This is a genomic window from Leisingera sp. CC-HEC096 (assembly GCF_059429235.1).
On the sequence record NZ_JCAIJS010000001.1, the window covers coordinates 2,151,515 to 2,164,805 of the forward strand.

Genomic DNA, 13,291 nt, shown 5'->3' on the forward strand with positions numbered 1-13,291 from the left:
GGGACGCATCTCTCTGCATCTCGGACCGAACTCTGCCTATCCGACAACCGGCAAGTCCTATGCGCAACCTCAGGCTGGCAAGTTCACCACGGGGTGAAGCACAACCCGGGTATCCAACGGCACCCTGTCGTAGAGGTTGATCATCTGATCGTTTACCAGCCTTGCACAACCATTCGACACGCGCCGTCCGATTGTGTCCGGTTCATTGGTGCCGTGAATACGCAGAAACGTATCCCCGCGCCCGGGCTGAAACAGATAAAGCGCGCGTGAGCCAAGTGGATTACCGAGACCACCGGGCATGCCATCGGCAAACCTGGCATAGCGGTGCGGTTCGCGCTGTATCATGTCCGGTGTCGGCTTCCAACTGGGCCACACCTTTTTCGCGCCGACATAGAATTCGCCCGCCTCGTACAGGCCAGGCCGGCCAATCCCGACCGCATAACGGATCGCGCGGCCCTCAGGCAGCGTCCAGTACAGTGCGAACTGCTCTGGATCCACATGCACCTCATATGGCGTAAGGTCGTTCTGGATGCGCACCTCGCGCGGCAAAAGCTCTTCGGGCATATCGTAGACCGGAAGCGTTGGCGTATGCGCGCTGCCCTTTGAACCCAGCACCGTCAACGCCCCTGCCCCGACAATGAAATCCCGTCTCAGCATAATTCCTCCTTCTGACTGTTTCACCGGTACCGTATAGTCTTCTGAGCCCCTGCCAAAGATTAACACCCGCTGCGCCCTCGATAATCAGCACGTCTGCTTGCCTGCCATTTCTTTCACGAGCCCCTGCCTCCGGCTCAGCCTCTGACACGCGCCGCAATACGCGGAGCATGAGATGTCATTCGTCGAGTGCGGCCTTGCGGCGCCTGAACTCTTCTTCGTCGATTTCACCTTGGGCAAACCTGCTGCGCAGCACCTTCAGCGCGTCACTAGAGGTGTCCGGGCCTGCGCTACGCTTGTCAGTCAGCCATCGCACCGCCACTACGATGAGAGCAATAAACGCTCCCCAGAACAGCAGCATCATCAGGGCGCCGAGCATACCGAAGCCGCCTGCCCACATCATGTGGCCATATCCCCGGTCCCAGTCACCCGAAGTATCCGCCCAAGCCACAGCAGAAGCCAAGGGCAGAAGCACAATTGCCAGAGTTGCAACCTGTCGTTTCATCTTTGTCTCCGGTTCACGTTTCAATTTCGGTTTGATCCTTCGCCAGAGGGATTGCGAGCGTCGCCAACAGCCCGCCATCCGGACGGTTAGCCAGGGTTATGTCACCGCCATGAGCCCGCGCAATCGTACGAGCGATGGATAAGCCGAGCCCGTAGCCGCCGGTTTCGAGCGACCGCGACGCCTCCAGCCGCAGAAACGGATCAAACACCCGCTCCAAATCTTCCTCAGGGATACCTGGGCCGGAGTCTACCACCGTGATCAAAGCGTTTTTGCCATCGATCCCGTATCCAACCCGCGCCCAGCCACCATAGCGCAGCGCGTTCTCGATCACGTTGCGCAAAGCCCGCCGCATCGCGTTTGGCCGCAGGCCAACTTCTGTCGTCACCCCTGGATGTAAATCGAAGCGATCAAGCATATCAGCGCGCAGCTGTTCCAGGAACTTACCCAGTTCACACACCTCTAGCGGCTCGGACACCGCCAGCCCCCGGGCGAAAGCCAATACCGAGTCTACCATGCTCTGCATTTCCTCGATCGAAGATATGAGGCTGTCCCGGGTTTCCTCCTCGTCGACAAATTCTGCCCTGACCCGCATAGCTGTCAAAGGCGATCGAAGGTCATGGCCCAACGCCGCCAGCAGCCGGGTGCGATCTGCAACAAAACGTTTCAGGCGTTCTTGCATCCGGTTAAACGCATCGGTCAGATCTTGCACTTCGCATGGCCCTACCGCAGGCAGTGCGTCCACGTCTTCTCCCCTCCCCAACCGGTCAGCAGCAACGGAAAGCCTGCGCAGCGGTCCCGTTACCCGGCTCATCAAGAACCAGAACACAACAATTAGAATGAAGCCCGCTGTAAGCGCAAAAGTCAGTGTCGAAAAAAGCGGCCATTGCAAAGGCGGCCGTTCAAACCGGGTATCAACATTCAGCCATTGGCTGCCAGACAACGCAATGGACAGCTTCAATTCAATCGCCGACATGTGTCCGCGCATCATTTCCCGGTGCATAGCGGCCATTTCCTGATCGAGGTGGGGCAGCGGCAGATCCGCGCCATCAACCTCATGCAGCTCAACCCGGATCTCGCGGCTGAAGTTACCATCCAGAAGTGCCCGCACTCGCTCTTCGACAATCCCATTGCCGTTATGCGTCATATGTTCGACTTCGGGCTCCGGTGCGATACCGAACCGTACCAGCGGCGAATTCGCAGCCCGTAGAATCGAGGCGTGTAGACTTGCAGGCGCTTCTTCGATCAGTCGGGCCACATTGGCGGCACGTCCAGCAGTTTCCGCTCCGAGAGCCGCGCGTACCGCCAAACTGCGCTCGTCGACAAATAGCCAAAGGCTGACCGCCTGAGCGGCGGCCAGCGCCAGGATCACCAATAGCACCAGTTGGCCGCGCAGACTGTTGAGGACACGCCTCATCCGTCCATCACCTCTACATCTGCCGCCAAGCTATAGCCGCCGTTGCGCACGGTGATGATCAGGCGCGGCTGCATGGGGTCCTGCTCAATCTTGCGGCGCAAGCGGCTGATCTGGTTGTCTATTGTCCGATCCAGCGGCGGCGCCCGCCGGCCCGCAGTTAAATCCATAAGCTGATCCCGGCTCAGGACCAAACGCGCCCGCTCCAGCAAAACCGTCAACAGCTTGAAGTCGGCACCGGTCAGGGCAGTTTCCTGCCCGGTGCCGTCAATGAGGACACGACGGTCGCTGTCCAGCACCCACTGGGCAAACCGAACGTTTTTCCCGGCCAAGCGGCCTGCCAATGGTTCGGAACGATCGGTGCGGCGCAAGATCGCTTTGATGCGTGCCAATAGCTCGCGCGGATTGAATGGCTTGGGCAAATAGTCGTCGGCACCGATCTCCAGGCCGACTATCCGGTCTGTTTCCTGCCCAAGGGCCGTCAGCATAAGGATTGGGATACCGCCTTCCCCAGACAGTCTCCGGCAGACCGAAAGCCCGTCTTCACCCGGCATCATCACGTCCAGAACAATCAGATCGAAATGCCCGGTTGCCAGTTTCGCATCCATCTCTGCCGCGTCTTGCGCTGCAGTTGCGCGCATGCCGTTCTTTTCCAGGTATCGTGTTACCGCAGCCCGGATTTCACGGTGATCGTCAACGACGAGAATATGTGGCATTTCATTCATTTGCATCGATTATAGGTTATTGCTGCAAGTGGTCCTGCAGAGTTTTGTCGCAGAATGTATCAACTGCTTCGGCTGTGACAGGGCGATACAATTCCCCGACCCGGCGCTCTGGCAAGCTCACGCCTGACATCCCAAATTGGATGTATCCAAACACCCTGGGAAAGGTCTGGACATGACGAATTTGAAACTTATTGCGCTTACTCTCGCGGTATCCGGCACAATGGCGGGCGCAGCACTGGCAGAGGCCAGCCACGGCCACAGCGGTAAACCCGGTGCCAATACATCAGGCATGATGCAACAAAATGCAGATTCGCAGATGATGGGCCGAGGTATGATGTCTGACATGAAGCGAATGCATAACATGATGATGCAGATGCACGGGCGGCACGCCATGGGCAGCGCCATGATGGACCGCCAGATGTTGGGCATGGGCAAACCCGGCATGTTGGCGGAAAAACTTCAATCCGCTCTGAAGGAGTACGACGCGGACAGCAATGGCACGCTTTCGATCGATGAGTTCGAATCCTTCCACAGCGCTATAATCCGCGAACAAATGGTAGACCGTTTTCAACATCTCGATGCAGACGGCAACGGCGCGGTGACTGAGGAAGAGATCTCAGCCCAGACGGCACGCATGAAGCAGATGATGGCAGGATCCGGCATGGCCCATAGCGGTCAGCAATCCAAAAGCAATCAGCCCGGCAATGGTATGATGGACCAGCCAAAGGATAACTGATCCTCAAGACACTTTACTGGATGCCACCTGGCACTGCCTGATGGCATCCTTTCTAGGGGCAAGTATCTCAACGTATCCCTTAAAAGCTGGGCATTTTTGCTGTACTACTAAGCAGCGGCAAGCTTGTGGCGGGTGATCGAACAATTACTCGCTTGCCGATTGCTAATGCAAAGTAGATCCCTTTTCTCGCCCCATAGCCATACCCAGGTCATTTCCGCAAATGATGCACTCCCATCGTTTCCGAGACACGGAAACACGCAGCTGCTGGACGCGTTCGCGGTGGACCGTGGAGCAGGTTACCGGCCGTCACGTCTTTCCCGACGGCTCAGCCGATCTGCCGGCGCGAAAGCTCTAAAGTTCTATATTTGTTAAACATTTTGACACCGGCCTGCGGCATCTGGGTCCAGCGCGGGGCGCACCGAAGATTGGAACAGCTCATTACGTTTCAAATTTTCGAGTCGTGCGCAGCGGCAATTTGTGCTATTTTTGTCACGAGGCGAGCGCTGCGGGAGTTGGGATATGTATATCCTTCCAATAGTGTTTGGTCTTCTTCTTTTTGCCACGCCTAGCGCGGGTCAACAGACAGTCTTTCACACAGCCAGTTTCCCGGACGCCACCACGGTTCAATTGAGCGTGACCCAATACCAGGTCACCAGCGAGGAAGACTTCGACTTTGAAGTCGCCATCAAACTGGTTCAAACAGATGCAAACGGCACAGTTCTCTACGACGACACTAGGAAACACCCGGTTCGGGTCAAATGCGGAGAACCGGCATATGTCGACACTGGTCTCAAAAGATTCATGATCAACACAGCCACCCCCAGCGGCGATTGGCAGCACGACCTTTGGGCTATGCTCTGCACAACAGCAATATCCTGAATGCCAGCAAAGCGTCATACCAACCCTGAAGTTGGCTCAGAAACCCTGTCTCCAGCCATACTGAGAACAGCGGTAAGGGTTAGTCCGGCCGAAGGCGCTCACCGAGACCATTTCGAGCTTCGGCGTCAGACACCAATTCGACAACCAGGCGACCGTATCACTTTCGTAACCCTCGTCCACAGATCTGACAGCTTTTTCGATGATACCTAGCACGACCTGAACGTCGCCTGGCACTTCTGAAACCACCAGGGGACCGTATCCAAAAAATGGACAACACTTGATAGTGCCTTCTGAGCCGGCTGGACTTCTGAATACCCTCGCGTTTTTTGTTCCTGACGAGGCACTTAAATAAGTCTCTGGTTCCGCATGTTGAGCGGATCGTCTCAGAGGTCATTTTAGCATGTATTTAGCACTGTTGCCTACACTGGCCCATTCCCCGGCTCCCCACGCGAGATCCCTGACAGCCGCGCATCATCTTCCGGCGCCCATTTCTGACGCAGGCCGCGCACATAATCCGCGTCCTGCTTCAGCTTTTGCCGTTCCTTGGCGAGGACGCGTTTCACGGTCCGGGCCACCAGTTGAGCAATACGCGTGACTATCCGCATTGCTGGACGGATTTCTTTCAGCGTTTCGGCCCGCGCACCCTTGGTATCCGGAGCGGCCACGCCCCAGGTCAAGCCTGCCTGCTGATCCGCAGACGCCTCCCGCCAGCAAATCGCCCCTTCAGCAACCAAATCCAACCCGGACTCGATGGCATCCGTGATGACCTCTGCCACCGTTGCCTTCAACCGGACCTTTTCTTCTGCCTCCTGCAGCCTCTTCTCCTCAGCCAGCCGGGCAGCCCGGGCCTCAGCAGCCGCTTTCTCTGCCTGACGGCGGTGCTGAACCATCTGCTGCAGCTGAGCGGCCAGATCAGATTTCTCCGCCTTCGTGGCGTTCAGCACCTGCTCGGCCTGTTGCCTTTCTTGGATAACCCGCGCGCGTTTTTCCTCTTCGGCCTTCCGCGCTGCCGTTTCGGCCCGGTACTTTTCTGCAGCTTCTTCCGCCCTTGCCTCATACCCTTTCACTCTCGGCTCCAATACCCCGACCTCAGCCACAATTTTCTTTTTCAGAGCATTCGCGGCGTCAGCCGCTTTTTTATTCTGCACAGCCTCTGCCTCCGCTGTATCGCGGCGGCGGATCATCTTTGCAGCTTCCCGCGCGGCCCGCTGTTTGCGGGCCCGCGCCTCTTTTACCGCGCGCTTACGCGATTTCTTGACCGTGGCCTTGGCCAGGTCCCGGCCGGTTTCAACGGCCGCCTTTGCCTCGTCCTGGGCATCGCCCAGGATGCGCTTCTTCTCCGCTTGCGCCTTGAGGCGCTCCTCGGCACGCCACTTTGACGGCGGCACATGCTGCCGCCGCTCGGGCAGAGGTTTTCCCTCTGCCCGAGCCTGGCGCCGGGCCTCGGCACGGCGCTCCCCCCGAGTGATCCCAATTGTCTCGAAGGCTTCTCCGGCAAGATCCTGGGCATGCTCATAGCTTTTGATGAGCGGGTTCTCAGATGCCTGCAGCAGGATCTGATGCCCGCGGTTGGCGGATGGTTTCTCGGTCCAAACGGCCACGACAAAGTGGATGTGATAAGCCTCCTCATCGACGTGGGCACTGGCATAGCGCAGTTGACCGTTTGGAAAGTTTTCACGGAGGAACGACATGGCGGTTTTGCGGAAAGCAGAGACACGTTCCGGATCCCATTCAGAGAGCCCTGCGCCGCCGAACCAGTCTTTGTTGACAGTGAATATGCCTTCACGAAGCGGGCCTCTGCTGCAGGATCGCCAGGGGTCTGCAGGCCCTTCCGCCTCCAGCTTCCTGGCGTCCTTCATGCGTGACTTGGCCTTCAGAGCGCGCAAATGCTCCTCGTGATTGTGACGGCGCATCTCAGCAATTTCGCCGCGTATCTGCTGCTGCCAGCCCGGCTCGCCGGCCAGCACCTGGTTCAGCCGCGACAACTCCTGGTCGACATGATCCAGGTCGCCGCCGCCGCGCTCGTCATGCATCTTGAACTTGCCAAGGTCCCGCGGAAACAAGCCTGCAAATCGCAGCACGACCGGTGCTTCATTAAGAATTACGGGCTTTGAGTTGGTAAACTTGGGCTGTACTGTCATCTTGCTGCTCGGATCTGCTTCTCTGATCCGAGTCTCCGCGAAGACGAAGAAAATCCCGATAGGCTTATTTTTGTTTTTGTGAGGCTTGTAACTCACTAGGCAAGTTGCAATCCCGGGCTGGACCCCGGAATTTCAACTTGCCAGTTCGCGAGGGGGATACCCCCTTCGATCCCCTCCTCGGTCGCAGTCCGGGCTCCGCCCAAACATGCTTCCTGCGGCCAGCAGCCTGCTGGACTCGCCCTGCCGGGGGCCTGGGATGACTTATTGTTTTTCGATAATCTGGAAGGGCAGCAAGCCGATCATGCGAAGTTGGAACCAGACACCTGGGTCATTTCCTCCAGGCGCCCGCACTTACTTTTGCAGATACCCTTGTTCTTTAAGGTGCGCGATCAGAAGCCGTTCAACAAAAGAGGCTACAGACCGGTCATCCTCCGCCGCTGCCTTTTCTACGGCTTTCTTGGTTTCTTCAGTCACTCGTACAGATATCGCTGATGTTCTGGCCATGTGTTCACTTGTGTGCAGTTGACATTCAGATTCAATGGGTGCATATTGCATTTAGTTGCACACATTTGCAACGGACCGAGGGGAAGGTGGAAGCTCCCCGCCCGGCCCTAACCAAACCGATCTCGCGGAAGGAGACCGACTATGGCTGATACTTTCCGTATCATGCGCGAGTGCGCGCTGAAAGACCCGTGGCCCGCATCTGTCGCAGATGGCAGCCCCACCTTCATCAACCACACCTTCGGCGCACTAACCAAGGCAGTGGACGAAGCCCTGAATTTGGAGCGTGATCTGTCTCACTCCCTCGCCTGGGATCCCGCTTGCACCAACTTTCAAGAGGCCGCAGAAGCCAAATGGCAGGATTGCCTTAAACTCAGCGGCGACATCCTGACCGCGCAGGTGGTCCGGGCCAGCGACTTGCCTTTGCAGCGCATGAGCATGCTGCTGCACTTCCTCATCGAGTCCACGGGGCCGGAAGAGGCTCTCAGATTTCAGCAGCTGTTCCATGAGAACCAGGAGCTGTTCACCGTCGAAGATGGTGATTGCCAAGCCCTGCTGCAGACAGGCGCGCGACAGATGAACGCTCTCATCGAACTCTCTGTGGCGGCTGAAGCGCAGAACTTTCTGCCCAACTAGGCCCACCATCCCAGCATTCTTCTGACCCGGCCCGCGGCGGACACGCCGCTGCGCCCGGCTCAGCCATGCCATGTCTGAAGTTTCAGCAAGCGCCAGTTCCGGCGCCTGCCCAGCCCAATTTTGCCTATGCGGAGGCTGCTATGCCCCACTCAACCTGCGAACATTTCCCGCAAACGGTCCATCCCCACTGGCGCGCCGCCGCCAACGCAAAAGGATTCAAAATCGTCCAGCGCATCAAAGACCGGTATCATCTGCTTCTAGCCTGCCAAAGCTGCGGCTTGGCACATGCCAGCAAGATCTTTGTTCTAATGAACAGCCAGCCGCAGTGCCCGCATTGCATCGAAGCGCGCTGGCAGGCCGACGCCGCGGCCGCAGGTTTAAAGTGGGCAGGCCGCGATCCGGAAGACCGTCACTATGGCCACTATATCGCCCCCTGCGGCCATAACTTGCGCCGGCAATTTGAGATGGTGAAGCGGGCAGCCGAAGGCCTGTGCAGTGTACGGTGCGAGATTTGCCACGCTGACAAAGAACAGGCTGAAGCAGAAGAACGGGGGTGGCACCTGATCGGAGAAGACACAGGTGGCAACCAGAACTACCGTCTGTACCGGCATGCGTCCTGCGGCCACGAACAAAGGATCGCCCGTGCCAACATGCAAACCAGCCGGTTTGCCTGCGGGCAATGCGGTGAGGACTGGCCTGCCGCACCAAGCTACCTCTACGCGATGCAATTCCGGCTGGCCTCCGGGTTGCGCCTCGTCAAGCTTGGCTTTTCACGGAACCCGGATTCCCGCCTGCGCCACCAGTTGCTGAAGCACCGTGACCTGGACGCGAAGATCCTGAAGACCGTTCCGATGGCAACCGGGCAGCTGGCCTTGCAGGCCGAGAAGCGGCTGCACGCGAAGCTGCAGGCGGGGTTTTCCGATCAAGTCGCACCGCCAGAGCTCTACAGTGACGCCCTGCGGGTCCGCAGCGAGGTCTATTTCGCCGATGCGGCCCAGGTGATCTTCGCGATGCTCGACGCCATCGAGGCAGAAGAAGACAGCTAAGCGCCCCCTCCCCTTCAATTTCCAACATCTCCCGCCCGGTTTCACCGGGCGCCCGATCCCTTTTGCCTGTTCACAGGAGGCTTGCCATGAGCCAGCTCGATCTCTCCAAATCCGCACGCCCCGATTGGTGGCAGTTCGCCGAAGGCTGCGCCCGCCGCTATCATCTCTATTACCATGAGCTGCAGCAGGCGCGCCGCAAGACACTCAAAGAAGACGCGCCAGACGACAGTGCTGGCGCCGAGGAGCCCCTTGTGCCCCCTGCACCGGATCACCCCCATTCTTTGCTGCAACATCTGAGCGAGCAGCCGGACGCGCGGCATCTGCCGCCGGAACTCTGGGAAGCGCTGGAGCAGGAAGGTGCCGACCCATATGCCTGTGACAACACGGGCCGCTGGCTGCCGGACCCAGACCTGCCGGCAGACAAGCTGCTTCTGCTGCTGCGGATCGCCGCGGCCTTCGGCTCCCCGGCTGCAGTGGACGCGCAGCTTGCCCGTGGCGCCGTGCTGATCCTTCGCAACGTTCCTGCTTCCGGTTTTTCAAGCGTGGAAAACCTCCTTAACCACGCCCTGCTGCCGCCGGGCTGGCAGGCCTATGACGCCCGGCGCCAGGTGCAGCTGCCTCAGCGCGTGACCCTTGCTGTCCCCAGTGCCCGCGATGGTGCGATTGAACAGCAACACATTGATGAGCTGCGCGACCAAATCATCAAAGGCCTGGCGCACAGCCAGCCTTTGTGGATCTGCCTGCCGGATGAGATGGCCCTGCCGGCGCCGCTGGTGGCGGAGCACTGTCATCAGCTGGCATTGCCACAGGTGGACGCAGATTTTCTGATCGCCCTGTTGCGTCGGACCCACAGCCGCACGGGCCGCATTGATGAAGCCGCCGCCCGCGCCGCGCTGCCCCCGAGCGGCCAGCTGCAAGAACTCTCCACCCCCACACTCTCTTTCGCCCTGCGTGCGCCCACTGCCAAAAGGGTCGCGCAGCGCATCACACAAGCGCTTGCTGCCGCTGCGGCTTCACCGCCCGAAGCCCACGCCCCGAGGGAAGAGATCACAGGCATTGGCCCAGCATATGACACCGCCCAGCAACTGGTTGCTGACCTGCGCCTGTGGGCCGAAGGCGGCGTGGCCTGGAATGAGATCCCGCACTCCTTGCTGCTTTTTGGCAAGCCAGGCACCGGCAAAAGTTATCTGGCCAGGGCAATGGGAGGGAGCGCCGAGGTTAATTGCATCGAGACCAGCTGCGCTGAATGGCAGGCCAACGGTCACTTGGGTAACCTCCTGCTTGCGATGCGCAAAAGCTTCGATGAAGCGAAGAAGAATGTTCCCTGTATCCTTTTTTTGGATGAAATTGACGCGATCGGTTCCCGCGACAGCGTCGGCGACAACAGTGCCAGCTACAGGCGCCAGGTGGTCGCCGGGTTCCTTGAGCAGATGGACCGCGTCAGCCGGGAGGAAGGGATCATGGTCGTCGGTGCCTGCAACCACCCGGAGCACCTAGACCCCGCGGTGCTGAGAGCCGGGCGGTTTGACATCAAGATCGAGATGCCGCTGCCAAGCAAGGCGATGCTGCAGCACCTCATTGCTGAGCGGCTGCAGGACGCAGTCCAAGAGGGGGATCTGCAGCTGCTGGCGCGGGACAGCATCGGCAAGACCGCCGCCGACATCGACGCCGCGGTGCGCTCTGCCCGCAGTGAAGCCCGGCACAGCGGCTGCCCGCTCGATCTCCAGCTTCTACGCCGCCATCTGCAAGTCATGGAACTGAAGGAGAGCCATGACTTACTTTACCGCATCTGCGTCCATGAATGCGGCCATGCCATCGTCGCCTGGATCTTCGGCGAGGCGATCACACAGGTCCGGGTGGCTGCCGCAGGCGGAACAATCGAACGGGATGTTCCTCCGAATGCAGGTCTGCCGTCGGATTTCGACCGTCAGTTGTACGTCCACTTGTCCGGTCGGGCAGCGGAGCGGCTCATCTTTAATACTGTGTCCGCGGGCGCTGGCGGCAGTGCCACGTCCGACCTCGGGAAAGCAGCGCGGATGGTCCTGGCAATGGATTTTGAACTGGGTTTAGGCGCCTTCGGCAACAGCTGGTTTGGACCGCAGGATCACGCGCAATTGGCTGAACCCGACCGCAAACGCCTCCGTGAGAAACTCGACTACGCCGAGGACCACGCGCGCGCGCTGCTGTACCCCCATCAGCAGCTGCTGCAGGACATGGCTGCAGACTTGGTGCAGAAACGAGAGTTCGATGCCAAAGCGGTCCGGTCCTGGCTGCGCGACGTGCCGCGCAAAAATGGTCCGGAGCCGGTCCAGGACCAGTAGATGCGCCCGCCAACCAAGCCGCGCCGCCACCGGATTTGCACAAAGCTTATGCGCAAACTTCCGCGGTGCAGGCACCGGTTGACCCAAAATCCGGATAATTCCCTCCTGGAAAAACTTTGCCCAAAACCCCTGCCGGACAGTTCTTTGCCCAACGTCCCTGCCCGGCGCCCTCTGCAGAGGGAAAGTTCCGTATTTCTAGGCACTTATCCACATCTCTCGCCTCTACAGGTTCATAGCGCGGGTCGATCCAACCCAATCGAGCGCCGTAAACTGTCTCCATCAACGCACGCGGGCGGCCGCCGCCCGCCGGAGACAGGAGACCTCGGTCAATGGCACGGGACCGGAGAAGACATGCCAAAAGCCAGCAGGCGCCGGAAACACCCGGTCGCCCGGCCACAATCAACTGCCTGCTTGAGGATCATCCGATGCATGCACTGTCCGAGGAGCGTCTGCTGACCACAGAGGAAGCTATAGCCTATCTCGCCCGCTTCAAAATCTTCACCAGTCGCAGCGGGCTGGACTCCAAATTCAAAAGCGGCAGCCTCGCACGGGTTGAGGTGAGCGGACGAGTTCGCATCCTCTACCGTCCGCCGGATCTGCTAAACGCATTCTTTAAGGGGGAGGTTCAGAGATGCCCCTCATTCTCTTTCGGCGCAAAAACAGCCAAGGCAAACCCACCGGAAATTTCGTCATCCGGGGTACCCTCGCAGGACAAAGCATTTATGAGAGCACTGGAGTTAGCGACAAAAAAGCCGCAGAAATCATCCGTGTAAGACGGTCAGCCGAAATCATCGAGCGTGCGACACTTGGTAAGTCGGCAACCCTGACTTTTGCCGAGGCTGCGCTGACCTACATGGAAAGTGGTGGGGAAACCCGGTTCATCGGACCGCTGCTGATTCACTTCGGGGAAAAGACACGGCTGGCCGACGTCGACAATGACGCGGCGAACAAAGCGGCACGGGCGATCCTGATGCCCGACGCTGCACCCGCCACCATCAACCGGCAGATCATCACCCCCATCAGCGCCATCTACAATCTAGCCGCTGACGATGGCCATGTGACTCCGCGCCGCTTCCGCCGTCGCAAGGAGCCCCAGTCCAAAATCCGCTGGCTGACACCTGGCGAGGCCGAGGATCTACTGGAAGCAAGCGAGCCACACCTGCTCCCGATCGTGACATTCCTGCTTGGAACCGGCTGCCGCACCAGCGAGGCGCTGGGACTGCAATGTGAAAACCTTCACCTAGAAACCCGTCAAGCGCTCATTCCGACATCCAAGAATGGCGAGCTGAAAATGGCCGAATTTCCGGCGCGTGTGATGCGTCTGCTTGCTGCTTCAGGACTGCCGGAAACCGGGGCTGTTTTCCGCACGCCGAAGGGAAAGGCATACAAGCTCAGCACCGGCAGCGGCGGTCAGATTGAAGCTGCCTTCACCAAGGCGCGTGTTGCGGCCAAACTAGGCGGCGATGTGACACCGCACACGCTGCGGCATACCTTTGCCACATGGCACTATGCGATGAACAAGGACTTGCTTCTGCTGATGACGCGTGGCGGCTGGAAGAAACCAGATATGGCGCTCAAGTATGCCAAGCTGGCCCCCGCCGATCTGCCAGAAAAGCTTCTGGCGCACGGCTGGGACTTCCGTACACAGTTGCAGGCCGATCAGGGGCAGAAAGCCATTTTCGGGGCAAAGATCAGGGTGATAAAGTAGGTAGGATGCCGGGGTGAAAAAGTTGATT

12 protein-coding genes are annotated in these 13,291 nt (G+C 59.1%); 6 read left to right on the forward strand and 6 right to left on the reverse strand.

Features of this window, described 5'->3' with window-relative positions; all coding sequences use genetic code 11:
• Window positions 1-69 precede the first annotated feature (69 nt).
• From AC5STI_RS10395 to AC5STI_RS10410, 4 genes are all read right to left on the reverse strand, one after another.
• Window positions 70-657 (reverse strand): L,D-transpeptidase, encoded by a 588-nt coding sequence (locus tag AC5STI_RS10395; RefSeq protein ID WP_036797401.1) that lies wholly within the window; start codon window positions 655-657, stop codon window positions 70-72.
• A 175-nt stretch (window positions 658-832) separates the two neighbouring features.
• The gene (locus AC5STI_RS10400; RefSeq protein ID WP_226429034.1) at window positions 833-1,159 is read right to left on the reverse strand and encodes an SHOCT domain-containing protein; all 327 of its coding nucleotides are present in this window, start codon (window positions 1,157-1,159) and stop codon (window positions 833-835) included.
• A 13-nt stretch (window positions 1,160-1,172) separates the two neighbouring features.
• Window positions 1,173-2,573 (reverse strand): ATP-binding protein, encoded by a 1,401-nt coding sequence (locus tag AC5STI_RS10405; RefSeq protein ID WP_027236554.1) that lies wholly within the window; start codon window positions 2,571-2,573, stop codon window positions 1,173-1,175.
• Window positions 2,570-3,295 carry a response regulator gene (locus AC5STI_RS10410; protein WP_027236553.1) on the reverse strand — a complete coding sequence of 242 codons (726 nt, stop codon included), beginning with the start codon at window positions 3,293-3,295 and terminating at the stop codon, window positions 2,570-2,572. Before AC5STI_RS10410 ends, AC5STI_RS10405 begins: the two co-directional genes overlap by 4 nt.
• A 172-nt stretch (window positions 3,296-3,467) precedes the next feature.
• On the opposite strand from AC5STI_RS10410, the gene AC5STI_RS10415 reads away from it, so the two are divergent.
• Window positions 3,468-4,031, forward strand: a complete 564-nt coding sequence (locus AC5STI_RS10415; RefSeq protein ID WP_226429035.1) for an EF-hand domain-containing protein — start codon at window positions 3,468-3,470, stop codon at window positions 4,029-4,031.
• A 519-nt stretch (window positions 4,032-4,550) separates the two neighbouring features.
• Window positions 4,551-4,910 carry a hypothetical protein gene (locus AC5STI_RS10420; protein ID WP_036797399.1) on the forward strand — a complete coding sequence of 120 codons (360 nt, stop codon included), beginning with the start codon at window positions 4,551-4,553 and terminating at the stop codon, window positions 4,908-4,910.
• A 419-nt stretch (window positions 4,911-5,329) separates the two neighbouring features.
• On the opposite strand, the gene AC5STI_RS10425 is transcribed toward AC5STI_RS10420, so the two are convergent.
• Window positions 5,330-7,147, reverse strand: coding sequence for a plasmid recombination protein (locus AC5STI_RS10425; RefSeq protein ID WP_206539694.1), 1,818 nt, complete (start codon window positions 7,145-7,147; stop codon window positions 5,330-5,332).
• 255 nt (window positions 7,148-7,402) lie between these two features.
• Entirely contained in the window at window positions 7,403-7,525 is a 123-nt protein-coding gene (locus AC5STI_RS10430; RefSeq protein ID WP_206539693.1) for a hypothetical protein, read from the reverse strand.
• A 171-nt stretch (window positions 7,526-7,696) separates the two neighbouring features.
• Here AC5STI_RS10430 and AC5STI_RS10435 point away from each other — a divergent pair, with 171 nt between their 5' ends.
• From AC5STI_RS10435 to AC5STI_RS10450, 4 genes are all read left to right on the forward strand, one after another.
• Window positions 7,697-8,188: a hypothetical protein gene (locus AC5STI_RS10435; RefSeq protein ID WP_027236549.1), complete on the forward strand. Its 492-nt coding sequence runs from the start codon at window positions 7,697-7,699 to the stop codon at window positions 8,186-8,188.
• A 308-nt stretch (window positions 8,189-8,496) separates the two neighbouring features.
• A complete protein-coding gene (locus AC5STI_RS10440; RefSeq protein WP_245597377.1) occupies window positions 8,497-9,234 on the forward strand; it encodes a GIY-YIG nuclease family protein in 738 nt (245 codons plus the stop codon).
• An 86-nt stretch (window positions 9,235-9,320) separates the two neighbouring features.
• Window positions 9,321-11,555, forward strand: coding sequence for an AAA family ATPase (locus tag AC5STI_RS10445; protein ID WP_495446606.1), 2,235 nt, complete (start codon window positions 9,321-9,323; stop codon window positions 11,553-11,555).
• A gap of 631 nt (window positions 11,556-12,186) precedes the next feature.
• Window positions 12,187-13,263, forward strand: coding sequence for a tyrosine-type recombinase/integrase (locus AC5STI_RS10450; RefSeq protein ID WP_027236547.1), 1,077 nt, complete (start codon window positions 12,187-12,189; stop codon window positions 13,261-13,263).
• Window positions 13,264-13,291: the final 28 nt, after the last annotated feature.

Bases quoted from the DNA above. Each gene is read 5' to 3' on its own strand.
- AC5STI_RS10395 (WP_036797401.1), bottom strand. From the start codon at position 657: ATGCTGAGACGGGATTTCATTGTCGGGGCAGGGGCGTTGACGGTGCTG.
- AC5STI_RS10400 (WP_226429034.1), bottom strand. From the start codon at position 1,159: ATGAAACGACAGGTTGCAACTCTGGCAATTGTGCTTCTGCCCTTGGCT.
- AC5STI_RS10405 (WP_027236554.1), bottom strand. From the start codon at position 2,573: ATGAGGCGTGTCCTCAACAGTCTGCGCGGCCAACTGGTGCTATTGGTG.
- AC5STI_RS10410 (WP_027236553.1), bottom strand. From the start codon at position 3,295: ATGAATGAAATGCCACATATTCTCGTCGTTGACGATCACCGTGAAATC.
- AC5STI_RS10415 (WP_226429035.1), top strand. From the start codon at position 3,468: ATGACGAATTTGAAACTTATTGCGCTTACTCTCGCGGTATCCGGCACA.
- AC5STI_RS10420 (WP_036797399.1), top strand. From the start codon at position 4,551: ATGTATATCCTTCCAATAGTGTTTGGTCTTCTTCTTTTTGCCACGCCT.
- AC5STI_RS10435 (WP_027236549.1), top strand. From the start codon at position 7,697: ATGGCTGATACTTTCCGTATCATGCGCGAGTGCGCGCTGAAAGACCCG.
- AC5STI_RS10440 (WP_245597377.1), top strand. From the start codon at position 8,497: ATGAACAGCCAGCCGCAGTGCCCGCATTGCATCGAAGCGCGCTGGCAG.
- AC5STI_RS10445 (WP_495446606.1), top strand. From the start codon at position 9,321: ATGAGCCAGCTCGATCTCTCCAAATCCGCACGCCCCGATTGGTGGCAG.
- AC5STI_RS10450 (WP_027236547.1), top strand. From the start codon at position 12,187: ATGCCCCTCATTCTCTTTCGGCGCAAAAACAGCCAAGGCAAACCCACC.